General features: G+C 70.5%; 20 protein-coding genes and 1 pseudogene. 11 read left to right on the plus strand and 10 right to left on the minus strand.

Annotated features, from left to right (window positions below; translation table 11 throughout):
* Positions 1-53: 53 nt before the first annotated feature.
* Together FHX82_RS08395 and FHX82_RS08400 are read left to right on the plus strand one after the other, a co-directional pair.
* Positions 54-2,048: an SDR family oxidoreductase gene (locus tag FHX82_RS08395; RefSeq protein ID WP_145934084.1), complete on the plus strand. Its 1,995-nt coding sequence runs from the start codon at positions 54-56 to the stop codon at positions 2,046-2,048.
* Between the two features lie 72 nt (positions 2,049-2,120).
* Entirely contained in the window at positions 2,121-3,311 is a 1,191-nt protein-coding gene (locus tag FHX82_RS08400; protein ID WP_229880471.1) for a coiled-coil domain-containing protein, read from the plus strand.
* A gap of 139 nt (positions 3,312-3,450) precedes the next feature.
* Here FHX82_RS08400 and FHX82_RS08405 read toward each other — a convergent pair whose 3' ends face one another.
* Positions 3,451-4,782 carry an amidase family protein gene (locus FHX82_RS08405; RefSeq protein WP_145934085.1) on the minus strand — a complete coding sequence of 444 codons (1,332 nt, stop codon included), beginning with the start codon at positions 4,780-4,782 and terminating at the stop codon, positions 3,451-3,453.
* A gap of 71 nt (positions 4,783-4,853) precedes the next feature.
* Between FHX82_RS08405 and FHX82_RS08410 the strand changes: the two genes are divergently transcribed.
* Positions 4,854-5,324 (plus strand): DUF3761 domain-containing protein, encoded by a 471-nt coding sequence (locus FHX82_RS08410; RefSeq protein WP_183176521.1) that lies wholly within the window; start codon positions 4,854-4,856, stop codon positions 5,322-5,324.
* A gap of 6 nt (positions 5,325-5,330) precedes the next feature.
* Here FHX82_RS08410 and FHX82_RS08415 read toward each other — a convergent pair whose 3' ends face one another.
* The gene (locus tag FHX82_RS08415; protein WP_145934086.1) at positions 5,331-6,611 is read right to left on the minus strand and encodes an MFS transporter; all 1,281 of its coding nucleotides are present in this window, start codon (positions 6,609-6,611) and stop codon (positions 5,331-5,333) included.
* Between the two features lie 77 nt (positions 6,612-6,688).
* Positions 6,689-7,720 (minus strand): DNA polymerase IV, encoded by a 1,032-nt coding sequence (locus FHX82_RS08420; RefSeq protein WP_145934087.1) that lies wholly within the window; start codon positions 7,718-7,720, stop codon positions 6,689-6,691.
* A 121-nt stretch (positions 7,721-7,841) separates the two neighbouring features.
* Between FHX82_RS08420 and FHX82_RS08425 the strand changes: the two genes are divergently transcribed.
* Positions 7,842-8,582, plus strand: coding sequence for a hypothetical protein (locus tag FHX82_RS08425; protein ID WP_145934088.1), 741 nt, complete (start codon positions 7,842-7,844; stop codon positions 8,580-8,582).
* A 21-nt stretch (positions 8,583-8,603) separates the two neighbouring features.
* Here FHX82_RS08425 and FHX82_RS08430 read toward each other — a convergent pair whose 3' ends face one another.
* Positions 8,604-9,329, minus strand: a complete 726-nt coding sequence (locus tag FHX82_RS08430; RefSeq protein WP_145934089.1) for a dienelactone hydrolase family protein — start codon at positions 9,327-9,329, stop codon at positions 8,604-8,606.
* A gap of 166 nt (positions 9,330-9,495) precedes the next feature.
* Between FHX82_RS08430 and FHX82_RS08435 the strand changes: the two genes are divergently transcribed.
* Complete coding sequence (locus FHX82_RS08435; RefSeq protein ID WP_145934090.1) at positions 9,496-10,662, plus strand: NAD(P)/FAD-dependent oxidoreductase; 1,167 nt, start codon at positions 9,496-9,498, stop codon at positions 10,660-10,662.
* Between the two features lie 69 nt (positions 10,663-10,731).
* Here the strand turns inward: FHX82_RS08435 and FHX82_RS08440 are convergent, their stop codons facing one another.
* The 5 genes from FHX82_RS08440 to msrA all read right to left on the minus strand — a co-directional run bounded on the left by FHX82_RS08440 (position 10,732) and on the right by msrA (position 13,369).
* Positions 10,732-11,145, minus strand: a complete 414-nt coding sequence (locus FHX82_RS08440; protein ID WP_183176522.1) for a hypothetical protein — start codon at positions 11,143-11,145, stop codon at positions 10,732-10,734.
* Between the two features lie 205 nt (positions 11,146-11,350).
* Complete coding sequence (locus FHX82_RS08445; protein ID WP_145934092.1) at positions 11,351-11,848, minus strand: DUF4234 domain-containing protein; 498 nt, start codon at positions 11,846-11,848, stop codon at positions 11,351-11,353.
* 110 nt (positions 11,849-11,958) lie between these two features.
* Positions 11,959-12,414, minus strand: coding sequence for a GNAT family N-acetyltransferase (locus tag FHX82_RS08450; protein ID WP_221215362.1), 456 nt, complete (start codon positions 12,412-12,414; stop codon positions 11,959-11,961).
* Positions 12,408-12,851, minus strand: coding sequence for an MEKHLA domain-containing protein (locus tag FHX82_RS08455; RefSeq protein WP_145934093.1), 444 nt, complete (start codon positions 12,849-12,851; stop codon positions 12,408-12,410). The genes FHX82_RS08450 and FHX82_RS08455 overlap by 7 nt, the downstream gene beginning before the upstream one ends.
* A complete protein-coding gene (gene msrA / locus FHX82_RS08460) occupies positions 12,848-13,369 on the minus strand; it encodes a peptide-methionine (S)-S-oxide reductase MsrA (protein ID WP_145934094.1) in 522 nt (173 codons plus the stop codon). The genes FHX82_RS08455 and msrA overlap by 4 nt, the downstream gene beginning before the upstream one ends.
* A 288-nt stretch (positions 13,370-13,657) precedes the next feature.
* Between msrA and FHX82_RS08465 the strand changes: the two genes are divergently transcribed.
* From FHX82_RS08465 to FHX82_RS36835, 4 genes and pseudogenes are all read left to right on the plus strand, one after another.
* A complete protein-coding gene (locus FHX82_RS08465) occupies positions 13,658-14,215 on the plus strand; it encodes a hypothetical protein (RefSeq protein ID WP_221215363.1) in 558 nt (185 codons plus the stop codon).
* Between the two features lie 24 nt (positions 14,216-14,239).
* Positions 14,240-15,202: a prolyl aminopeptidase gene (pip, locus tag FHX82_RS08470; protein ID WP_145934095.1), complete on the plus strand. Its 963-nt coding sequence runs from the start codon at positions 14,240-14,242 to the stop codon at positions 15,200-15,202.
* A gap of 69 nt (positions 15,203-15,271) precedes the next feature.
* Entirely contained in the window at positions 15,272-15,790 is a 519-nt protein-coding gene (locus FHX82_RS08475) for a DUF3237 family protein (protein ID WP_145934096.1), read from the plus strand.
* Between the two features lie 90 nt (positions 15,791-15,880).
* Positions 15,881-16,096 (plus strand): annotated as a pseudogene (locus tag FHX82_RS36835) (heme-binding protein); the annotation flags it as partial.
* A gap of 66 nt (positions 16,097-16,162) precedes the next feature.
* Here the strand turns inward: FHX82_RS36835 and FHX82_RS36840 are convergent.
* The gene (locus FHX82_RS36840; RefSeq protein ID WP_229880469.1) at positions 16,163-17,551 is read right to left on the minus strand and encodes a DUF8189 domain-containing protein; all 1,389 of its coding nucleotides are present in this window, start codon (positions 17,549-17,551) and stop codon (positions 16,163-16,165) included.
* A 173-nt stretch (positions 17,552-17,724) separates the two neighbouring features.
* On the opposite strand from FHX82_RS36840, the gene FHX82_RS37655 reads away from it, so the two are divergent.
* Both FHX82_RS37655 and FHX82_RS08490 read left to right on the plus strand, forming a co-directional pair.
* The gene (locus FHX82_RS37655; protein ID WP_145934097.1) at positions 17,725-21,591 is read left to right on the plus strand and encodes an nSTAND1 domain-containing NTPase; all 3,867 of its coding nucleotides are present in this window, start codon (positions 17,725-17,727) and stop codon (positions 21,589-21,591) included.
* Between the two features lie 392 nt (positions 21,592-21,983).
* Positions 21,984-23,813 (plus strand): GH25 family lysozyme, encoded by a 1,830-nt coding sequence (locus tag FHX82_RS08490; RefSeq protein WP_145934146.1) that lies wholly within the window; start codon positions 21,984-21,986, stop codon positions 23,811-23,813.
* Positions 23,814-24,449: the final 636 nt, after the last annotated feature.

The raw sequence follows: 24,449 nt of genomic DNA on the forward strand, positions 1-24,449 counted from the left end.
GGCGAGGACAATGCCCCAGAAGGTTCTGCACGTACGCGACGAAGGGTGACCCGATGCCCGGCTACCTCGTGACCGGCGCGACCGGCCTGATCGGCCGCCACTTCACCCGGCTCCTGCTCGAACGGGACGACACCGAGCACGTCCGGCTCCTGGTCCGCGCGGCCTCCCGCGACCGGCTGGAGAGCCTGGTGGCGACGTGGCCGCACCCGGAGAAGGTCTCGCTCGTGGTCGGCGACCTGTCGGCCGAGCGGCTCGGCGTGGGTGACGAGGTCCGCGAGGAGCTGCGCGGGCAGGTCGACCACCTCGTGCACCTGGCGGCGCTGTACGACATCACGGCCGACGACGAGACCAGCGTCCGCGCCAATGTGGACGGCACGCGCAACGTGCTCGAACTGGCCGCGGACCTGCGTGTGGGTTGTCTGCACCACGTGTCCTCCGTGGCCGTGGCCGGTGACCACGAGGGCGTGTTCACCGAGGACATGTTCGACGTGGGCCAGCGGCTGCCGACCGCCTACCACCGCACGAAGTTCGAGGCGGAACGGCTGGTGCGCCACCAGCACGAGGTGCCGTGGCGGGTGTACCGGCCCGCCATCGTCGTCGGGCACTCCGAGACCGGCGAGATGGACAAAGTGGACGGTCCCTACTACCTGTTCACGGCCATCGACAAGCTCAACCGGCTGCCGAACCTCCCGCTGGTCGGCCCGGACCTCGGCAACACGAACATCGTGCCCGTCGACTACGTGGCCAAGGCACTGCTGGCGCTGGTCACGCGGCAGCACCTCGACGGCTGCACGTTCCACCTGGTCAGCCCGGAACCGCAGCCGGTCGTCTCGGTCTACAACGCGTTCGCCCGCGCCGCGGGTGCGCCGACCATCGACGTGCAGCTCGACGAGCGCCTGTCCAAGGGCATCGTGCGGCTGGTGAAGCTGACCGAGCACGTGCCCGGGGTGTCGCTGGTGCGCGACGGGTTCCTCGCCCGGCTGGGCATTCCGCCCGTGCTGCTGGAGAACACGGCGTTCCCGTCGGTGTTCGCCTCCTCCGCCACGCGCAAGGAACTGGCGTCGAGCGGCGTGGAGGTGCCGCGGCTGGAGAACTACGCCGACGTGCTGTGGCGGTACTGGCGCGAGCACCTCGACCCGTTCCGTGCGCGGGTGCACGGCAGCCGCGGGGAACTGGACGGGCGGCGGATCGTCATCACCGGCGCGTCGTCCGGCATCGGGCGCGCCACGGCGCTGAAGGTCGCGGCGCAGGGCGCGGTTCCGCTGCTGGTGGCCCGGCGGCAGCACGAGCTCGAAGAGGTGCGCGACGAGATCGTCGCGGCGGGCGGCAGTGCCGCGGTGTACCCGGCGGACCTGACCGATGTGGAGTCGGTGAGCAAGCTCGTCAAGCAGATCCTCGACGAGCAGGGCCGCATCGACATGGTGGTCAACAACGCGGGCCGCTCGATCCGCCGGTCGATCAAGCTGTCGTACGACCGGTTCCACGACTACGAGCGTGCGATGGCGATCAACTACTTCGGCGCGGTGCGGCTGATCCTCGCGGTGCTGCCACACATGTCGGAACGCAAGTTCGGGCACATCGTCAACGTGTCCTCGATCGGCGTGCAGGGCATCGCGCCCCGCTTCTCCGCGTACGTGGCGTCGAAGGCGGCGCTGGACTACTTCAGCAAGATCGCGGCGACCGAGACCCATGGCGACGGGATCACGTTCACCACCATCCACATGCCGCTCGTGCGGACGCCGATGATCCGGCCGACGAAGATCTACGACGCGTTTCCCACGAAATCGCCCGATCAGGCGGCGGACATGGTCGTGCGCGCACTGCGTGAACGCCCGAAGCACATCGGCACTCCGGAGGGGTACCTCATCCAGGCGGCGTACACGTTCCTGCCCGGAGTCGTGGATGCGCTGGCGTACGAGGGTTTCCGCATCTTCCCGGACTCCGAGGCGGCGGGCGGCACCGGTGAGATCAAGCTGGGCAAGGGGGAACGGCACCTGTCCAAGGCGGCGACGCGCCTGATCAAGCTCACGCGCGGCTTCCACTGGTGAGTCCAACCGGGACGAGTGGACACGCACTGACCTGACGGCGTTAACACCGTGTGCGCGGGTACCTTCTTCGGCATGGTTCCCGATCGAGACAACGCGCTGCTCCCGCTGAAGCGTGACTACAACCAGGTGTGGCACGGTTTCGACCGCGGCCAGGTGCTGCAGTACCTGGACCACGTCGAGTCACACCTGCGTCGGGTGATGGCCGATCGTGACGCGGCGATGGCGCAGGCGAGCACGATGTCCCGGGAACTGGAGAGCGCGCGTGGCGAGATCCAGCGGCTGCGCACGCGGGTCGAGGAGCTGAAGCGGCCGCCGGAGCGGATCGAGGACCTCGACGAGCGGATGCAGCGCACGATCGAGCTCGCGAACGCGCGTGCGGAGGAGATCGTGACCCGGGCGCAGGTGGCGGCCGAGGAGCACTGGGCGTCCAGCACGGACGTGTCCACCAGGTTGCGGGAGCGGTACCAGAAGCTGATCGACGCGCTGGAGACGCACGCGGAGGCGCTGGAGTCCGAGCACAAGAACGCGCTCGACGCGACGAAGCTCGAGGTCCAGAAGCTGACGACGGACGCGGCCCGGCGCCGGACGGCGCTCGACATCGAGGCGGAGCGCAAGCGCCGCACGATCGAGCACGACTTCGAGACCTCCATGGCGGCGCAGCGGGCCGCGCTGGAGAAGCACATCGCGGACCAGCAGACGGCGAGCAAGAACCAGGCCGAGCGCCGGATCGCGGAGGCGACGGCCGAGGCGAAGCGCCTGGTCGACGAGGCGACCGCCCGCGCCAACCGGCTCATCTCGGAGGCCACCGCGCAGGCGGAGCGCCGCGAGGACGAGGCGAACCGGAAGGTGCAGCGCCTCACGTCGCTGAGCGAGCAGGCCGTGGGCCGCCTCCGCAAGGCGAACGAGGTGCTGGCGCGCAGCCACCAGTCGCTGTCGCCGCTGCGGGAGGAGTCGGTGGTGGACATGACCCGCCCGGCGCCGGTCGAGCCGGCCCCGGCGCCAGGTTCCGAGGCGCCGACGGCGTACGTCAAGCCGGTGCCGACTGCCCCGGCGTCGACGGTCCCCGCCCAGAGCGCGGCGCCGAAGGCTCCGGCGCCGGTTCCGGTGACGCCCGCGCAGGTCGTGGTTCCGCCCGCCGGGGAGTCCGCGCTTCCGCAGCCGTCCAACGGCGAGAGCAAGCCGGTCACGCCGACGAAGCCCGCCCTGTCCCCGACGAAGCCCGCGCAGCAGCCAGTCGAACCGGCGTCTTCCAAGCGCCAGTAGCGGCAACCGCGGCGAGGGGTTGAGCCGCTCCAGCCGGGAACCACCGCCAGCGGGCGAGCCTCCCCGCCGGGTGCGGCGACCAGCGGCCCCAACCACACCCCCGCAGCCAGCCGAACCTGCGGCCGCCAAGGGGCAGCCGCTACCGCGCCCCCGCCTGGGGCAGTCGCGGCCAGGGGTTCAGCCGCTCCAGTTGGGCGGCCACCGCCAGCAGGCGGGCCTCCCCGCCGGGGGCGGCGACCAGCTGGACGCCCAGTGGCAGCCCGTTGGGGTGACGGGCGGCGGGTACGGACATCGCGGGGTAACCGGCCAGGTTCCACAGTCCCGCGAACGGCGCCACCCGCACCGAGCTGACCGCGTTCGCCAGCGCGGAGCGTTCGTGCCACCGCGCGGCCTTCACCGGCAGCGCGGCCAGCGTCGGCGTCAGCAGGACGTCGTGGTCCGCGAAGAACTCCGCCGCGCGGCGGCGCCAGCGCTCCCTCGTTCCCGGACGGACCAGGCCCGCCCTGCGCAGTGCGCGGCCCAGGCGCACGTGCGCCTGCGTCCGCGGTTGCAGCAGCGTCCGGTCCAGGTCGTCCGCCTGCTCCGACGGACCCGCGAACCAGCGCGTGAGGAGGCCGAACGTCGCCTCGTAGCCGTACCGGGGCGTGGCCCGCTCGACCTCGTGCCCGGCTCCCGCCAGCGCGTCCGCCACCCGGTCCACCGCCTCGCACAGGGGTTTCGGCACTGGGGCACGCGTCAGCGGCACGTCGACCGACACCGCGACCCGCAGCCTGCCCGGCTCGCCCACCCGCGCCAGGTCCGGCCGGTCGCCGAGCACCGACAGCAGCAACGCCGCGTCGGCCACCGTCGTCGCGAGGCTGCCGTGCGCGGACATCCCGTACCAGCCCTCCTCGGTCAGCAGGTCCCCGCCCGGCTTGATCCCGACCAGCCCGCACATCGCCGAAGGCAACCGCACCGACCCCGCGCCGTCCGTCCCGTGCGCCACCGGCACCAGACCCGCCGCCACCGCCGCCGCGCTGCCGCCCGACGAACCACCCGCCGTGTACTCCGGCTGCCACGGGTTGCGCGCGATCCCGCCCGGACCGTCGGTCATGGGCCACACGCACAGCTCGGGCACCCGCGTCAGCCCGACGATCACCGCGCCCGCCGCCCGCAACCGCGCGACCACATCGGAGTCCTTTGTGGACGTCTCCACGGGCGCCGCGGCCGAGCCCCAGGACGCGTACTCACCCGCGATCTCCGTGACGTCCTTGACCGCGACCGGCACCCCGGCGAGCGGCAGCTGCGCCAGATCCGGCCGTTGCGCCACCGCGCGCGCCTCGGCCACCGCCTCCTCCGCGCGCACCCTGCGGAACGCGCCCACCACGCGGTCCGCCGCCTCGATCCCCGCCAGCACCCGCTCGGTCAGCGCCACCGGGTCGAGCTCGCCCGCCCGGACCGCCGCCGCCAGCTCCGTCGCCGTCGCATCCATGACCGCACCCTAAGCCGTAACGGCACCGGCGCACAGCGCGACTTCCGACGGTCCGAGACAAAGGAGTCGACTTGTCCACTGGCAGATTTTCGCGCCTGGCCGGGGTTCTCGCGCTAGGCGTCACGCTCGCCGCCTGCGGCGCCGCCCCGGTGCTGCCCGCGACGACGACCACCACGACCCCACCGGCCGTCGTCAGCAGCACCAGCACGGCGACCCCGCCGTCGCTCGCGACCACGCCGGCACCTCCGCCGGTCACTTCGGACACGCCTCAGCCCGCCGCGGCCGTCCCGCAGACCCACGCCGCGGCCGTCCCGCAGACCCACACGCCCACGACGACCAAGCGCACCACGGCGGCTGCGCCGAAGGCCGCGTCGTGCTCCGGCGGCTACATCAACGTGGACGGCAACTGCGTGCCGAGCCCCACGCACGCCGCCTCACCTCCGGCGGGCGCCACCGCGCACTGCAAGGACGGCACCTACAGCTTCAGCAAGCACCGGCAGGGCACCTGTTCAGGCCACGGCGGTGTCGCCGAGTGGCTGTGACCCCCGTCAGTCCGTTGTGGCCGGACTGACCGCCGTGCGGTCGGTGCCGAAGTTGATCCCCTTCGCCTCCTTGCCCACGAGCGTCAGCACGGTGACCACGACCAGCACCGGGATGATCGTCACGACCAGCGCGAACGGGTAGCCGTGGTGCTCGGCCAGGCTCTCCTGGATCGGCAGGTTGAACGCGGCGAGGCAGTTGCCCAGCTGGTACGTCACGCCGGGGTAGAAGCCGCGGATCGCGTCGGGCGACATCTCCGTCAGGTGCGCCGGGATGACACCCCACGCGCCCTGCACCATGACCTGCATCAGGAACGAGCCGAGGCACAGCAGCGCGGCCGTCTTCGACAACGCGAACAGCGGCACGATCGGCAGGCCGAGCACCGCGCAGAACGCGATCGTGTAGCGGCGGCCGAAGCGTTCGGACAGCGAGCCGAACACGAGACCGCCCGTGATGGCGCCGATGTTGTAGATCACCGCGATCCACGTGGCCGTCGTCGAGGACAGGCCGGCGCCGCCGGAGGTGTGCGCGGACAGGAAGGTCGGGTAGACGTCCTGCGTGCCGTGGCTCATCCAGTTGAAGGCCGTCATCAGCAGCACGAGGTAGACGAACCGGCGGATGATCTTCGGGTCGAGCAGGATGTCCTTGACCGAAGTGCGCGTCACGCGCATCTTCTGCCGCGCGCTCTCCCAGACCTCGGACTCCTTGACCCGCGCCCGGATGATCAGGCTGATCAGCGCCGGAATGATGCTCAGCGCGAACAGCCAGCGCCACGAAAGTCCCGCCCAGTGGAGGATGACCAGCGACGCGAGCGAGGCCAGCAGATAACCGAAGGAATAGCCCTCCTGCAGCACCCCGGAGAAGAACCCGCGCCGTTTCACCGGAATCTTCTCCATGGCGAGCGCCGCGCCCAGTCCCCATTCGCCGCCCATGCCGATGCCGTACAGCAGGCGCAGGATCAGCAGCACCGTGAAGTTCGGCGCGAACGCGCAGAGGAAACCGACGATCGAGTAGAACACGACGTCGACCATCAGCGGCACGCGCCGCCCGACGCGGTCGGCCCACAGCCCGAACAGCAGCGCCCCCACCGGCCGCATGATCAGCGTGGCCGTGGTGATGAACACTACGTCGGCCTTCTGCATGCCGAAGCTCTTGGCGATGTCGGCGTAGACGAAGACGACGATGAAGTAGTCGAACGCGTCCATCGTCCAGCCGAGGACCGCGGCGATGAACGAGTTCCGCTGATCGGACGTGAGGCGCTGCCGCGCCCCTGCTGACGACTCTGCCATGCGGATGACCTTATTTCGGCGCGCGCGTGGCAACCACCCGAAGCGGTGAGCAGTTTCCGGCCAAAGCGGACAAAATACTATTTCCCGGTCTCGAATTCCGCCCGGACACCCAGCAACCGGACGGGACGGCCGTCCTCGAACCGCCCCAGCACCGCGAGCGCGGTGCGCTCCAGGACGTCCGCGTCGCTCGTCGGGGCGTCGAGGGTGACGCTGCGGGTCTGGGTGAAGAAGGGCGCGAAGCGCACCTTCACGGCCACACGCGCGGCCGGGCGCCCCTCCTCGACGACGTCCTCGGCGACCCGGCGGGCCAGCACGGCGACCTCGCGCGCGATCTCCGCCGGGTCGGTCAGGTTCTCCTGGTAGGTGACCTCCCTGCTGCGTGAGCGCGGCACGTACGGCGTCGCGGTGACCTCGCGGTCGCCGTGCCCCAGCGCGAGCAATCGGTACCAGGGCCCCATCGTCGGCCCGAAACGGGCGGCCAGCTCCTTCGGATCGCTCGCCGCCAGCTGCCCGACGGTCTCCGTGCCCAGCTCGGCCAGCTTCTTCGCCGTCTTGCGCCCGATCCCCCACAACGCCTCGACGGGACGGGCGTCCATCACCTCGGACCAGTTGTCCTGAGTCAGCCGGTAGATGCCGCCGGGCTTCGCGAACCCCGTCGCGATCTTCGCGCGGAGTCGGTTGTCGCCGACGCCCACGGCGCACGACAACCCGGTCCGCTCCGCGACGGCGGCACGCAGCCGCGTGGCCAGCTCCTCCGGGTCGTCCGTGCTCGCGCCGACGAACGCCTCGTCCCAGCCCAGCACCTCGACCACCACCGGGAACTCCCGCAGGACCGCCATGACCCGCTCCGACACCTCCTCGTAAGCGGGCTTGTCGACCGGCAGGAACACCGCGTCCGGACACCGCTTGGCGGCCAACCGCAGCGGCATGCCGGACTGGATGCCGAACTCTCGCGCTTCGTAGGACGCGGTTGCCACCACCGCGCGCTGGGTCGGGTCACCCGTTCCGCCGACGACGACCGGCCGGCCACGCAGCTCCGGGTGCCGCATCACCTCGACGGCGGCGATGAACTGGTCGAGGTCGACGTGCAGGATCCAGTCCGCGGGCACGGTTCGAGTATGCGGGGAAAGCTCGGTTGCCTCTGCACTTGCGCGACACGATAGGGTGACGCGGGCACAAGAACGAGCTCGAGATCTTCACCTGCACGAAGGACGAGGAAGGGCACGCTCCGTGACGACCGCGACCCACAGTCTCGACACCACGTCGGGATCGACCACCGTCGCCGAGCTGCTGGCCCGCAACGGTGCCCGCGCCGGCCGCGCCCCGCATCGTCGCTCCCGTGCCACCACGCCCGAAGGCTCGTTCGGCGGCACGCTGCCCGCCTTCCCGCTCCCGGCGGCTGCCGAGACGGCGACGCAGTACCACTACGACAAGACCACCGTGAGCGCGCTGCTGGAGGAGGAGCCCGCCGCGGCGGTCGCGACCGCCAAGGAGAGCCGCCCGCCCCGCACCGGTCTCAAGCTCGCCGGGCTGGCCTTCGCGGGTGCCGTGCTGGTGGGCGGCTGGGCACTGGCCCACGCGCAGACCCCGCAGACCGGCGGCACCGCCTCCGGACCGGTGCCCAGCGGCACGACGCCCGAGTCCAACGCGCTGCAGGCGTCCTCCCCGATCGGCGCGCAGGTCGTGCCGCTCGCGGCCGCCACCCCGACGACGACCGCCGAGATCCCGGCACCTCCCACCCAGGCGCGGCAGCCCGACAAGGGCAAGTTCAGCGGCACGCTGCCGAAGACGAGCAAGGCCAAGCCGAAGGCGCAGACCTCGGCCCCGGCCAAGGCTCCGGCGACCGCGTCCCAGCCGACGGTGACCATGCCGAAGATCCCCACGCCGGACCAGTGGCCGTTCAACCCCGGCGGCTACGGCCCGGGCGGGGGCTGGAACGGCGGCCACGGCGCCGGGCACCACCACCGCTGATTCTTCCTGGTGATCGGCGGATCACTCCGTCACGGGCAGGCACTCGGCGAGCAGGTCGACGACATCGCGCCAGGCTCGCTGGGCGTGCCGTGGGTGGTACCCGACGCCGGGGACCGTGGGATGGTCGACCGGCGGGTGGTGGAAGGCGTGCAAGGCGCCGCCATAGACCACGAGGCGCCAGTCGACGCCCGCAGCCTGCATCTCAGCGGTGAACGCGTCCCGCTGCGATGGAGGCATGATCGGGTCTTCCGACCCGACCCCGGCCCACACCGGGCAGCGAATGCGCGCCGCCTCGCCCGGTCGGCCCGTGGTCAGTGCGTTGACCGTCCCGATCACGCGCAGGCTGACGCCGTCGCGCCCGAGTTCCAGCCCGACGGCGCCCCCGGTGCCGTAGCCGACGGCGGCGATCCGGTCGGGGTCGGTCCGCGGTTCAGCGCACAACACGTCGAGCGCCGCATGGCCGATGCCCCGCATCCGGTCGGGATCAGCGAGCAGCGGCAGGCAACGGGCCAGCATCTCCTCGGGGTCGCCCAGATAGCGCCCGCCGTGAAGGTCGAAGGCCAGCGCTACGTATCCCAGCTCGGCGAGAGCATCGGCCCGGCGGCGCTCGACGTCGCTGAGCCCCATGCCCTCCGGTCCGAGCAGCACCGCGGGCCGGCGGCCGGCACCGGCCGGGAGCGCGAGGTGCCCGATCATCGTCAAACCGTCGGCCGGATACTCGACCGTACGCGTCGTAATCGTCGTCACGAGACTGGACCGTAGTGATCGTCGAGTCCGGTCGGCCCGGTGTTCGCCGCCGGCGGAACAGCGCGGGTGATTTACGGAGCCGACCGCTGAGCGTGCCGTTGAAAGCGCTTCCCGAAAGCGCTTTCCGTTGTGGTTCCTGATCTTCTTCCCCGGGTAGCCGACCCGCATGACGGGAAACGACCGGTTCGTCCTCGTCGGCGGCGGGCCCGCTGCCTACGCTGCCGCACGCGCTTACCGGGACGCGGGCGGCGACGCCGACGTCCTGCTGCTGTCGGCGGACATCGAGCCGCCGTACGAGCGGCCCCCGTTGTCGAAGGAGTTCCTGCGCGGTGAAGCCGGGGAGGACGACCTTCCCTTGGCACCGGCGGGTTTCTACCGCGAACACCGGATCGACGTGGAGCTCGGCGACCCCGTCGTCACCCTCGATCCCGGGGAGCGCACCGTCACCACCGCCGCCGGCCGCACCGTCGGCTACAGCCACTGCCTGCTCGCGACGGGGGCGGAACCGGTGCGCCCGCCGATCCCCGGCGCCGACCACCCCGCCATCCGGACGCTGCGATCGGCGTCGAGCGGGCGGGAACTGCGGGAGGCGGCGAAGAACGCGCGCAGCGTGGTGGTCGCGGGCGCCGGGTTCATCGGTTGCGAGGCCGCGATTTCCCTGTCACGCCTGGGTGTCCAGGTGACCGTCCTGTGTCCCGAGGAGGAGCCGCAGCAACGGCGGCTCGGCTCGGTCGCCGGACGGAAGCTGCACCGCTGGCTCCGGTGCGAGGGCGTGAGCGTCCTAACGGACACCCGGTTGCTCGGCGTCGACGACGGCTACCGGATCCGCACCGAACTCGTGCCGCTGCTGGACACCGATCTCGTCCTGCTCGCCACGGGCATCCGGCCGCGCGGCGAACTGGCGGAACGCGCGGGGATCAGCACCTCGCAGGGCCGCGTGTGCGTGGACGAGCACATGCGCAGCAGCGAGCCCGGGGTGCTCGCCGCGGGTGACGTCGCACTCGCTTTCCACGCGTCGGCGCGGCGCCCGCTGGTCGTCGAGCACTGGGACGACGCGCTGACCATGGGCGCGATCGCGGGCCGCACCGCCGCGGGTGCCGAGGCTTCCTGGACGGCACCGCCCGGGTTCCGGTCGGTGCTCGGGGACCGGTACCTCAAGTACGCCGCGTGGGGCGACGGGTTCGACGAGGCCGAGCTCGTCCAGCACGACGACGAGGCGTTCACCGTCTGGTACACCCGCGACGGCGTGGTGGTCGGGGTGCTCACGCACGACGCCGACGCCGACCACGAGCGCGGGGTGGCACTGGTCGAGGCCGGACGGCCGCGCCACTGACACAGCGGAAGGGCGGCTCCGGAGCGTCGCCCGGAGCCGCCCTACCTGCGGCCTGGTCCATCTACTCGATCAGAGCAGGTGGATCGAACCGACGTCCAGCAGGCCACCGTCGTCGTTGTCGTTCCAGTCGCTGTGGTGGTTCCAGTGGTGGTGACCGTAGTTGTAGTCGCAGTCGTCGTTGTCGTAAGAGACCCAACCGTGGTGGTTGTCCCCGTCGTACGAGTACGAGTGGGTGCTCTCGGAGCTCGCGCCGTCCGGCCCGGCGGCGGTCGCGCCGTGGTGGTAGGCGCTCGCGTCGTCCGTCGCCCAGGAGGTGGTGCCGTCGGTGCTGGCGCCACCGGAGCCAGCGGAGGTGCTGCTGCTCGTGTAGTACGAGGCACCGGCGTTGTCGTTCGGGGTGTCGGCCGAAGCGATACCGGCGGCGCCCACCATGAGGGGCAGAGCGATGGCACTGGCCACCAGCGCGCGGCGGATGATGCGCATGAGATGATTCCTTTCTCTGTCGGCAGACAGGGACAGGGCTCGCTCTCTCCGTTGTTCGCCCTTCGCGTGAGAGCGGGTCCTGCTTTTGTCCGGTCGGACTCTTTCGTCCGGCACCAACAGCGTTACCCGTGCGCAGGCCGCCGATACATCCTCGATCGTGTGAAGTAACCGTTTGCCCAGGAAAACGGCACTATGTGAAAGATACTCAGGCGTGCAGCGGGATCTGCTGGCCCGCAGGAACCCCGTAAGCGGCGCAAATCTTGTTCAGCTCGCTCTGGTAGTACACGACTCCCACGCCGAACACGAGCATGAGCAGCATCCCGCCGACGGCCGAACAGGTCTCGGGCAGCCCGGCGGCGCGCTGCGCGTTCCGGATGCGGTTGCCGGTGTTGTAGTAGCTGACCAGCGGCGCGATGAGGGTCCAGCTGAGGAACAACAGGACCAGCACGGGACCCGCGACCGGCACCGCGCGGCGCCGGTCGAACTCGGCCATCTCCTTGTGGATCTTGTAGTACCAGACCAGGCTGTAGATCCCGAGCGTCAGCAGCGGCCACAACAGCCACACGAGAACCGGGTTGCGCTCCTTCATGGACAGTCCCGTCGCGACCGGCTGCCCCGTGGCGACCGGGGCGGCCGGTGTCCACGCGGGAGGCTGCGGCGACACCGGAACCGGGGTCTGCTGGTAGGGATTGGGCTGCGTCATCGGTGGGAAGTCCTTCCTGACAAGTCCTGAATGGCCACGCCCCCGCCGGGCCTGAGTGCGCCTGTAGTTCGACGCCGCGGCGGGGTTCGTTACGGCCGGACCGATCAGGGTTACCGCTTCGCAACCAATGGCTTGCGCATCTCCTCGCCGCCGGTGGGCACGAAGCCGTGCCGGCGGTACAGCGCGATCGCGCGCTCGTTGCCGGGCAGGACGTCCAGCCGCAGCTCCGGTGCGCCCTGCCGCACGGCCCACTCCTCGATGGCCGTCAGCAGCAGGTCCGCGACGCCTTTTCCGCGCGCCCGCGGGCTGACCCACACCGACCGCACCTCGGCGACGCCATCCGGATACCGAATCCCGCTCGCCAGGCCGACGACCACACCGTCGTCCCTGGCGAGGAGGTTCAGCGCGTCCGGCATCGCGAGCCTTTCGCGCCAGCGTTGTTCGGCGCCCCGGTTCCAGTCGTCGACGGTGGTCCGGAACGCGTGCGGCGCGTCCGTGAGCGCGGCCAAGCGGACGTCACGCCAGTCGGGCCAGTCCTCAGGCGTCGCCTCCTGGAGGGTCAGCAATGGTCGCTCCAACGCGGCACCCGCGCGGCCTGGCCACGCAGCGCGCCGTCCGCGTCGACGAGGTTCCACACCGTCGCGTCCTCGAGCCAGAACCGCCTGCCCGACTTGGCGATGCGCAGGCCCCGGTAGCTTTCGACGAAGCCCTGCCGCCGCACGCCCGCCATCAGCCGGTCGCGCTCGTCCCGGTCCGGCGCCTCCGCCGAGAGCCGGGACGGCAGGCCGACGAACTCGTCCCAGCTGTACTCGAAGCAGCGCTGGGCCATCCGGTTGGCATAGACGAACAGCGGGTCGTCCGAGGTGTCGTGAGCGAGCAGCACGAACGGGGCGTCCTCGTAGAGCCATCGCGCGTCCGGCGAGCCGCCGGGCAGCAACGGCCGCCCGACGACGCGTTCGTGGCTGCTGTTCAGCAGCTGCGCGAAGTCCTCGTCGCGCTTCACCCGATGTACTGGGCGAAGGACTTACGCACCTTGTTGACCTTCGGCAACGCCACCGCGAGGCAGTAGCCCTGGCCGGGGTTCTTGGCGAAGAAGTCCTGGTGGTACTCCTCGGCGCGGTAGAACTCGCCGAGCGGCTCCAGCGTCGTGACGATCTCGCCCTCCCACCACTCGCTCGCGCGCTTGATGGCGGCCTCGAACTCGGCGCGCTGCGCGTCGTCGGCGTAGAACATCGCCGAGCGGTACTGCGTGCCGACGTCCGCGCCCTGGCGGTTCAGCTGGCGCGGGTCGTGCAGGGTGAAGAAGACGTCGAGGATGACCTCCGCGGGGATGACCTCGGGGTCGAACGTGACGGCGACCGCCTCGGCGTGCCCCGTGCGACCGGTGCACACCAGCTCGTACGAGGGCCCGGCGACGTCGCCACCCGTGTAGCCGGACACGACGTCCTGCACGCCACGCAGCGTGCGGTAGACCGCGTCCAGGCACCAGAAGCACCCGCCCGCGAGCACGAAAGTCCGCATGTCACCTCTCCTTGTCAAGGGAAGTCCCAGGGTATCCCGGCTCCGGCGCGGTGGTCGCGCCCCGACGGTGATCCGTAACGCAGGTTCCGCCCTGCGCGAACCCCGTTTGACAGCCCTCCGGGCACCGGGTCATCCTGTGCGCAGGCGTCGGTCCGCCGCCCAACCTCCTTCGGCCCTCCCCGGCAGGGCCGCCCGGTGGAGGCAAAGGGGATCCAGTCCCCGGATCGCTTGTCATCCGCCTGCACGTGCTCCTCGCCGGGGGTCGAGTGGCGTGCTGCCGAGGGCCCGATGACAGCGAACAAGCACTTCAAGCGCCGCGTCCGCGAGCGCGCCCGCCGCACCGGCGAGTCCTACACCGCTGCCCTCGCCGCCCTCCGGCGTGAACTCGCCAGGAGACAGATCATGCAGTGGCAGCGCATCGAGAAACCTGATTTCGGTTACGCCGTGCGGATTCCGCAGGGCTGGGACGAACGCCCGCCGAACCTGAAGAACAGCCCGTGGGAGACCGCGCGCTTCGGCGACCGGACCGACCGCAGGCACTCCGCCATCGTGTTCCGGCAACCCGTCCGGCCCGCCGACAGCGCGCTGGAACTCGCCGAACGCGCGCGGTCTTCGCTGGAGCACAACGGCTTCACCGACTTCGACCTCGCCGAGGCCGAGGTGGGCGGCGCTCCCGGCGCCGTGCTGCGGTGCGCGAAGCACGACGCGGGCCGCAGCTGGCACGTCATCGAGTACCTGCGCCTCGACGGAGAGGTCGTCTTCTGCCTCGGCTGCGGCACCTCCCAGCCCGCCGAGGACGACGAGCTGTTCACGGCGATGGCCGACGGCTTCGAGCTACTCGGTTAGCGCGAGGTCCGGGAGACTGGGCGGATGAGATATCCGCCGATCGAACCGTACGACTCCGGGATGCTCGACGTCGGCGACGGGCATTCGCTGTACTGGGAAACCTGCGGCAACGCCGATGGCAAACCGGCGCTGGTGCTGCACGGCGGCCCGGGTTCGGGGTGTTCTGCGCGCCAGCGCGGGCTCTTCGATCCCGGGCGCTACCGGATCGTGCTGTTCGATCAGCGCAACGCGGGACGCAGCGTCCCGTCAGCGGCGGCGCCTTTCGTGGACCTGTCGGCCAACACGACGCAGCACCTGATCGCCGACATCGAGCGGTTGCGCGTCCACCTCGGTGTCCCTGAGTGGCTCGTGTGGGGTGGCTCGTGGGGAGTCACGCTGGCGCTGGCCTACGCGCAGGCGCATCCGGAGCGGGTGACCGAACTCGTCCTGGCCGCCGTGACCAGCGGAGACCGTCGGGAGACGGACTGGATCACGCGCGACATGGGACGCGTGTTCCCGCGCGAGTGGGAGCGGTTCCGCGCGCTGGTCCCCGACGACGACGACCTGGCGGCGGGCTACAGCCGCCTGCTGCACGACCCCGATCCGGAGGTACGCGCCGAGGCGGCGCGGTCCTGGTGCGACTGGGAGGACACGCACATCTCCCTCGCGCCCGGTGCCGCGCCGTACCTGTCGGTCGCGGATCCGGCGTTCCAGCTCGCCTTCGCGCGGATCGTGACGCACTACTGGTCGCAGGGCTGCTTCCTGGAGGAGGGCCAGCTGCTCCGCGACATCGGGCGGCTGGCGGGCATTCCGGGCGTGCTCATCCACGGCCGCTACGACGTCAGCGGGCCGCTCGACACCGCTTGGGCGTTGCACAAGGCCTGGCCCGGCAGCGAACTGGTCGTCCTGGACGACGCCGGGCACGGCGGAACCTCCATGACGGAGGCGATCGTCGAGGCGACGGACCGGTTCGCCCGCCCCACGCACAATCGGTTTGCCAATCAATGAAATGCCCGCTGCGCCCGTGAACGTGCTCCGGCATCGTGTCCGCCACCAGAGCGTGAAAGGTGCATCACGATGTGTGTTCCGCCGCCTCGCGCGGGAGGCAGCAGGAGAGGCGGACCGCTGTTCCCGGCACCGGCACTGGAGTACGTCGCGACGGTCGTCGTGGAGCTCGGGGCGCCTTTGGACTTCGGTGAGACGCCGGACGGGCACCACCGCGTGGTGCCGATCACGGGCGGCACGGTGGACGGCCCGGAGCTGTCGGGCGCGGTGCAGCCGGGCGGCGCGGACTGGCAGCGGGTCCTCCCGGACGGCACGACGCTGGTCGAAGCGCGCTACACACTGGAACTGGAGACCACCGAACCGGCGCGGCTGGTGGCGGTGACGAGCACCGGCCTGCGCACCGGCCCGCCGGACGTGCTGGCGGCACTGGCGAGGGACGAGGAGGTCGACGTGGCCACGTACTACTTCCGCCTGTGCATCAGAGCCACGACGGCGAACGCCACGCACGGCTGGCTGAACACGAGCCTGCTGGTGGCGACCGCGGAACGCACGGCGCTCCAGGTGCGCTACGACATGCACCGGATGAGTTGAGGCGGAGGCTCACGGAGAACCGGCATCCCCAGCTCGGGACCGAGTGGCGCGCCAAGTGTCGCGGGTCATGGCGTTCGTCAGCTCGCCAGCATCTCCAGCCAGGCCGCACTCGAGGTGGTGGCGGCCGCGCAACGTGCCGCGGAGACGGCGGGCCAGAAGTCCGCGATCGCGGTGGTCGACGCGGCAGGTCACCTGTGCGCGTTCGTGCGCCTGGACGGTGCGCCCGCCCAGGCGAGCCAGCTCTCACAGGACAAGGCCTACACCGCGGCGGGGTGTCGGTCGAACCAACGCTCCCGTCATGAGCGATTCCTTACGGGCCGGTTCCGACGACGAGGTGGGCGACCGCGTGCTGCGCGGCCGCCCACCTTCGTCTCACGCGGCGCCGGGGACGCTGGCGATGGAAACGGCGCTGGCCGCCATCTTCGGCGTACCGATGCCGGCCACCGGCTGGAAGTCCGTCCAAGTGCCTGCCGCGGTGCGGATCCGGTGGTAGACATTGCCGTCGTTGCCGACCGCGACCAGCTGCGCGGACCCGTCGGGAGCACCCGTGATGGACACCGCGCTCGCGGCCATCTTCGGCGTACCCACACCGGTCACCGGCTGGAAGCCCGTCCAGGCGCCGGGCTTGGTGCGGATCTGGTGGTAGACGTTGCCGTCGTTGCCAATCGCGACCACCTGTGCCGAGCCGTCCGGGTCGGCCGATATCGACACGGCACTGGCCGCCATCCTCGCCGTGCCCACGCCGGGCACGGGCTGGAAGCCGGTCCAGTTTCCGCTCGCCTGCCGGACTTCGTGGTACACGTAACCGTCACCGCCGACAGCGAGCACCTGCGCCGAGCCGTCCGGGTCAGCGGTGATGGCGACGGCGGACGCCTTCATCACGCCGCCGGACGAATCGGTCAGCGGCTGGAACCCGCTCCAGTTCCCGTTCAGGGCACGGATCTGGTGGTAGACGCCGCCGTCGTTGCCGATCGCGAGGACCTGTGCGGAGCCGTCCGGGTCGGCCGAAATCGACACGGCACTGGCTGTCATTTTCGGCGTGCCCACGCCAGGTATGGGCTGGAAGCCGGTCCAGTTTCCGCTCGCCTGCCGGGCTTCGTGGTACACGTAACCGTCACCGCCGATGGCGAGCACCTGCGCCGAGCCGTCCGGATCGCCGGTGATGGCGACAGCGGAAGCCTTCATCACACCGCCGGACGAATCGGTCAGCGGCTGGAACCCGGTCCACCTCCCGTCGGGGTTGCGGACTTCGTGGTAGACGCCGCCGTCGTTGCCGATCGCCACCAGCTGGCCGGGAACGGGCGCGGCCAGCCCGACGGGAGCGACGTAGCCGCTGATCGTCATGCCCATGACTGAGGAATAGCCCTCCGACCAGTCGTACGGGCCGTCCTTCTGGACCCGCCCGTCACCTTCGTTGCCGCCGACCGAGACGATCGTGTGGTGGGCGGTGTCGACGCTGGTCACGATCGCCACGTGGTCCGCGTAATCGTCGGCAGCCCGGTAACCGAACACCACCGCGTCGCCGACCTGTGGGGTGCTCGACAGCGTTCCATGTGTTTTGCCGTAGTCGTAGAAGCTGGCGGCCCACGCGTTCAGCTCGCTGACATCGACACCGTTCTGCGCCCAGACCCATTTCGCGAACAGCGCACACCACTCGTAGGAACAGGCGTCGTACTTGTCGCAGGTGTTGCCAATCTCTCCGGTCGCGGTTCGCGCGATGGCATTGCCGTCGGTCGCGGACGCGATACCACTCGTACTCACAATCATCACGAGCAACGCGAGCAGAGCCGCCAGCCCGGGTCTGTTTCGGTGGATTCGGTGTGGGGACACGGAGTTCCTCCCTGGTTTCCGGTGATGCTGCGTGTTCGGATCTACTCCGTTCGAGTTGTGCGGTGTCGGTCGCTGGACACCGCACAACCAGGTCCGCACAATCGGTGACAGCACGGAGGGGCCTGGGGGTGCTGAGCGTGCCGCGACCGGAACGACCGTTGGACCCCGATGCGGGTCCGCTGCCCGAATTCGCCGATGGTCTGCGGCGCCTCCGGGAAAAGGCGGGCAGTCCCACCTATCGTGAACTCGCCGGCCGGGCGCACTACTCGTGGTCGACTCTCGCCGACGCGGCAGCCGGCCGGAAACTGCCCAGTCTTCCGGTGACCCTGGCTTATGTGCGGGCCTGCGGCGGAGACCCCGAGGAATGGGAAAAACGCTGGCGGGAGGTGGCGGCCGAACTCGCGGATCCGCCCGTCGAGGCCACGGCGGCGGAAGCGGACGAGCGGTGCCCTTACGTGGGATTGCGTTCATTCCAAGCGGAGGACGCCGGCAATTTCTTCGGACGGGAAATCCTCACCGAGGAACTGTTCGACCGGGTGCGGTCCGCGTCCTTCCTCGCCGTGTTCGGTGCTTCCGGTTCCGGGAAGTCGTCGCTGTTGCGCGCCGGGCTCGTTCCGCGCATTTCCTCCGAAGCGCACTGGCCGACGCTGTTGTTCGCGCCCGGTCCACATCCGCTGGAACAGACCGCGGTACGCCTGGCGGCCTGGTGCGGCCGCTCGGCCACCGCGCTGCACGAGGAACTGGCCGTCAATCCGCGCGCCCTTCACCTGACCGTGTTGCAGGCCCTGAACGACCAGCCTGGCGACGTGCCCCTGCTCTTGGTGGTCGACCAGTTCGAGGAGGTCTTCACCCTTTGCCGGGACCGGGCCGAACGCGCCGCGTTCCTCACCGCGCTGCTCACCGCGGCACAGGCGGAGAACGGCCGCACCAGATTGGTTCTGGGGGTGCGGGCGGACTTCTACCCACACTGCTCGGAGCACCCCGAACTGGTCGAAGCGTTGCGGGACAACCAACTGCTGGTGGGTCCCATGAGCACCGACGAACTGCGCCGCGCGGTGAGCCTGCCCGCGACCCGGGTAGGGGCCACGGTGGAAAGCGCGCTACTCGCCCGCGTGGTCGCGGATGCGGCGGGCCAAGCCAACAAAGCGCTCCCGCTGGTCTCGCACGCGCTGCGCCAGACCTGGCACCGCCGCCGGGGTAACACGCTCACCCTCGCCGGTTACGAAGCGGCAGGCGGCATTCAGCACGCCCTCGCCCAGACCGCCGAGGCCGTGTATGCCGGTCTGACGGCCGAGCAGCAGCGACTCGTGCGGACCGTCCTCCTCCGGCTGGTGGCGTTGGGTGAGGGCACCGAGGACAGCAAACGCCGCGTGGCCAGGAACGAGTTCGTGCCCGCGCTCGACCCGGTGCTGGACATGCTGGCCGAGGCCCGGTTGATCACGGTGGACACGAACACCGTGGAGATCACCCACGAAGCCCTGTTCCGGGCCTGGCCGCGGTTGCACGACTGGGTCGACGCCGACCGGGCCGGTCTGCGGACCTACCAGCAACTCATGGACGACGCCGCGGCCTGGCGGCAGGCCCCTGCCGACCGCAGCCTGCTGTACCGCGGCAACCGCCTCGCGTCGGCTCGCGACTGGGCAGACCAGCACCCCGACGCCGTCGCCAGCAACCCCGGGGCAGCCGCGTTCCTGCGCACTTCCCTGCGTCACGAGCGCACGGTCCGGAGGTGGCGGTGGGTCACGGTGGCGGTGGTGTGCGTGCTGGCGTTGTTCGCCGCGAGCGCGGGCGTGGTCGCGATGCAGCAGAACAGCACGGCCCAGGCCAAGACGCACGGGCTCGCCGGCGCGCAGGCGTCCGCCGAAGCCCAGCAGGTCGCCGGCAGTGACGTCTCGCTCGCGGCGCAGCTGAACCTGGTGGGCTACACCGACCAGCCGACCGCGCAGACCGAGGCCGACCTGCTCAGCACCGAGCACCAGGCGTTGTCCACGTTGCTGCCCGGGTTCTCGGACACGGTCTACGGCGTCGCGTTCAGCCCGGACGGGACCACGCTGGCCAGCGCGGACCGGGACGGCACGGTGCGGCTGTGGAACACCGCGGACCGCGGCAGCCCAAGCCCCTGGGGCCCTCCCGTGGCGGGGCACGCCGGGCGGATCTTCGCGCTGGCGTTCGGCCCGGACGGGAAGATCCTGGCCACCGCGGGCGACGACGGCACCATCCAGCTGTGGAACGTCGCCGACCGGACCCGTCTGGTGGCTGCGGGACCGGCGGTGCCCGCGCACTCCGGCTACGCCAACACCATCGCGTTCAGCCGGGATGGACGGCTGCTGGCCAGTGGTGGGGCGGACGGCACGGTCCGGCTGTGGAACGTCAGTGACCCCGCGCATCCCTCGGCCCTCGGCTCCCCGCTCACCGGAGCGACCGACGCGATCTTCCAGGTCGCGGTCAGTTCTGACGGGCGGATGGTCGCCGCCGCCGATCACGCCGGCCTGGTGCGTCTCTGGAACATCGGCGATCCCACGCATCCCGTGCAGTTGGGCGATGCGGCGCGGGTGGAGAGCCAGCACGCCTACGCGCTCGCGTTCAGCCCGGACGGCCGCCTGCTGGCGACCGGCGGGGACGACTACGTGGTGCGGTTGTGGAACCTGAACGACCCGGCTCGTCCCACCGCGGTGGGCGCACCGCTCGCGGGGCACACCAACACCGTCTACGCGCTGGCGTTCAACCCGGCGGGCACCGTGCTGGCCAGTGCCGGCGCCGACCGGACGGTGCGGTTGTGGAACCTGACCAACCCAGCCGAACCGGTCGCGCTGGGCCAGCCGCTCACCGGGCACACCGGCTACGTCCGCTCGCTGGCATTCAGCCCCGACGGCACGACACTCGCCAGTGGCGACGCCGACCGCACCATCCGGTTGTGGAACCTGCCCGGCACGGTGCTGCTGGGCCACACCGATCGAGTGCAGGGGGTCGCGTTCAGTCCTGATGGGACGGTGCTGGCCAGCGGTGGGGCGGACGGCACCGTGCGCCTGTGGGACGTCACCGATCCCACGCACGCCCGGCCGCTCGGGGCTCCGTTGACCGGGCACACCGACGAGGTTCGCCGGGTCACCTTCAGCCCGGACGGGCGGACCTTGGCCAGCACGAGCGCGGACGGCACGGTGCGGCTGTGGAACGTCGCCGACCCCGCGCACGCCTCCGCGCTGGGCGGCCCGTTCGGTGGCGGCGACGGCACGGTGGAAACCGCGGTGTTCACACACGACGGCCGGGTGCTGGCGACTGCCGGGAACGGCGGCTCGCTGCGATTGTGGGATCTCGCCGATCCGGTGCGGCCGGTCGAACTGGGACTTCCCCTGGGCGGCCAGTCGAAGTTCGTCTACTGGCTGGCGCTCAGCCACGACGGCCGGATGCTCGCCAGCGCCGGTGCCGACGACACGGTGGCGCTGTGGGACATCGCCGATGTCCGGGACCCGCGTCGGCTGGCTTCGCTGCCGGTCGAGGTCAGTGGCGCGTTCGGTGTCGCGTTCGGTTCGGACGATCGGACCATCGCGGTCGCCGGGGCCGACAGCACGGTGCGATTGTGGAACCTGAGCGATCCCTCCCGGCCCACTGCGGAGCAGCAACCTCTGACCGGGCACACGAGTTTCGTGTACTGGGTCGGTTTCAGCGCGGACGGCAGGACCCTGGCCAGCGCCGGCGGGGACGGCACCGTCCGGCTCTGGAACGTCGCCGATCCGGCCAGCCCCACCGACCACGGCCGCCTGACCGGGCACACGGCGGCCATCGACAACGCGGCGCTCAGCCCGGACGGCCGAATCCTCGCCACCGCCGGCGACGACCACACCGTCGAGCTGACGATCATGGACGTCCACCGGGCCGCGGCACGGATCTGCACCACGACGGCAGGGAATCTCACGGCAGCGCGCTGGCAGCGGTACGTTCCCGAACTGCCGTTCAACCCGCCGTGCGCCTAGCTCCTGTCGGAGCAACCCCCGACCATGGCACCGCCTGAGACACGGTCCGCAACGGAAATCGAGGCGAAACTTCCTCCACTCCAACCCGAAGCGGCTGTAGGAGATTTTCCCACCGGTCCACGATGGCCTGTGATTTTTGAGTGTCGGATCTCTCTGTCGCCGAGAACCTGACTCGGTTTACAGTTCCCTGCGCCGAGTTCGTTCGAACCCGCGTTCCTGATCTGGGGGAGGTCCCTGTGCGCCGGTTGCGTGCGCTCGTGGTGGTGCCGGTGCTGCTGGCCGGATTGGTGTCTCCGGCACTGGTATCGGCTCCGGCCGCGCTGGCCGGGCAGAGGGGCCCGACACATCCCGACGCCGACTATCTCGGCTCGACGGTGCAGGCGCACCAGACGATGCGTGCGATGGCCACTGCGCAGGCCCCGGCCGGGACGCCGGGGATGGACGTGTCGCACTACCAGAACACTGTGGACTGGAACGCCGCCGCGGCCAACGGGGCGAAGTTCGCCTACGTCAAGGCCACCGAAGGCACCAGCTACACCGATCCGCAGTTCACCACGAACTACACCGGTGCCGCGAACGCCGGGCTCGCCCGCGGCGCCTACCACTTCGCGCTCCCCAGCGACTCGGACGGTGCGACGCAGGCCACCTACTTCCTCGCCCACGGCGGTGGCTGGGTCGCCGACGGCCGCACCCTCCCGCCGGTGCTGGACATCGAGTACAACCCCTACGGCACCGCCGACTGGACGGGCTGGTGCTACAACCAGACCCCCGCCCAGATCACCGCGTGGATCACCGACTTCACCACCACGATCCACGACCGCACCAACCGCTGGCCCGTCCTCTACACCACCAACGGCTGGTGGTCGCACTGCACCGCCGACTCCACCGCGTTCGCCAACGATCCACTGTGGATCGCCCCCAGCAACTCCGACATCCCCGGCTCCCCCGCCATCCCCGCCTCCTGGAGCGCCTACACCTTCTACCAGTGGGCCACCTCCGGCGCCCTCCCCGGCGACCAGGACGTCTACAACAACGCCACCACCGATCTGGCCACCTTCACCACCGGCGACAGCCCCGACAAGATCCAGGCCCACTACACCGGCCTCGGCGCCACCACCTCCACCCTCGGCTCCCCCGTCGGCGCCGAATACTCCGTCGCCTCCGGCTGGGCCCAGGACTACGACCACGGCACCATCTACTACTCACCCAACACCGGCGCCTACGCCGTCACCGGCCCCATCCTCGACCGCTACCGCCAACTCGGCGGCCCCGCCGCACTCGGCTTCCCCACCAGCGACACCACCGCCACCGCCGACGGCACCGGGCAGTACACCACCTTCGGCATCACCTCGATCTACACCACCCCCAACACCGGCACCCACCTCATCAAGGGCGACATCCGCGCCAAATGGCTCGCCCTCGGCGCCGAACAAACCCTCGGCTACCCCACCACCGATGAGTCGACCACCCCGGACGGTGTCGGGCGCTACAACCACTTCAGCGCCAGCGGCGGCGCGTCCATCTACTGGTCCCCCAACACCGGCGCCCACAACATCCAGGGCCCCATCCGCGACAAATGGGCGGCACTGGGCTGGGAAACCGGCCTCGGTTACCCCACCACCGACCAGACCACCACCCCCGACGGCACCGGCCGCTACAACCACTTCAGCCTCGCCGCCGGCGCCTCCATCTACTGGACCGCCAACACCGGCGCCCACTCCATCCAAGGCGCCATCCGCGACAAATGGACCGCCCTCGGCCGTGAGAAGACCCTCGGCTACCCCACCACCGATGAGTCGACCACCCCGGACGGTGTCGGGCGTTACAACCACTTCAGCCTCGCCGCCGGCGCCTCCATCTACTGGTCCCCCAACAGCGGCGCCCACTCCATCCAAGGCAGCATCAGGTCGAAGTGGGCCGCCCTCGGCTGGGAAACCGGCCTGGGCTACCCCACCACCGACGAGTCCACGACGCCCGACGGCCTGGGCCGCTACAACCACTTCACCAACTCGGCCTCGGTCTACTGGACCCCCTCCACCGGAGCCTGGTCGGTCGTCGGCGCCATCCGCGACAAGTGGGCCTCCCTCGGCTGGGAAACCAGCAAACTCGGCTACCCCACCAGCGACGAATACAGCGTCACCGGCGGCCGCCGCACCAACTTCCAGCACGGCACCATCACCTGGTACAGCAACAACAACACCACCCAAGTCACCTACAGCTGACCAGACCGCCACTCTCGTCAAACCAGCAACGGGTTATCGCTTCCTGTACTCCAAAAGCGACACCACGCGGCCCAACCACCGCCGAGGGAACCGGCCGGCACGGCTCCAAGATCATGCTTCCGGCCGAACACGCGGGGCCGAGATCCGGCGGGCTGGGTGCTGTCAAGCCGCGAGCGGCCCGGATTTGCCGTGGTATCGCCGTGTTGTCGCGGAGCATGGCTCAGAGCACGTTGAGCCGTGCGACAACGTTCACCTCGTGGCCGATCGCGGACCGTGTCAGCCGGCCTCGGGCATCAGCAGAGTTGATTCGCTATCGGACAGCATCTTCCATGAATGACCACCCATCTGCTCCTTCTTCGAGCTGGGACCGTCGGGTGACCAGGCCCTTGGGCTGTGTGCGGGGCACGAAATTAGCGAGGTGTCTGACTTCAATTCGATGATCAGCCACGCCCGTTAGGCGGTCGCTAGCTCATTGCTCGTCGAACTTTGTCGCGCCGACCCGAAGTTGCTTTCGGAGCGTCTCCACCGAGATCGGACGTCGGTAACGTCGCCAGTGGTCGGCGTCCGCGCGGCGAGCGCGCTCCACGAGGTCCTCGTCGAGAGCAGTGGCCCGGCGGAGGTCCGCTCCTACCTGCT

The sequence above is a fragment of the Amycolatopsis bartoniae genome, assembly GCF_014191255.1.
Lineage (GTDB): Bacteria > Actinomycetota > Actinomycetes > Mycobacteriales > Pseudonocardiaceae > Amycolatopsis_E > Amycolatopsis_E bartoniae.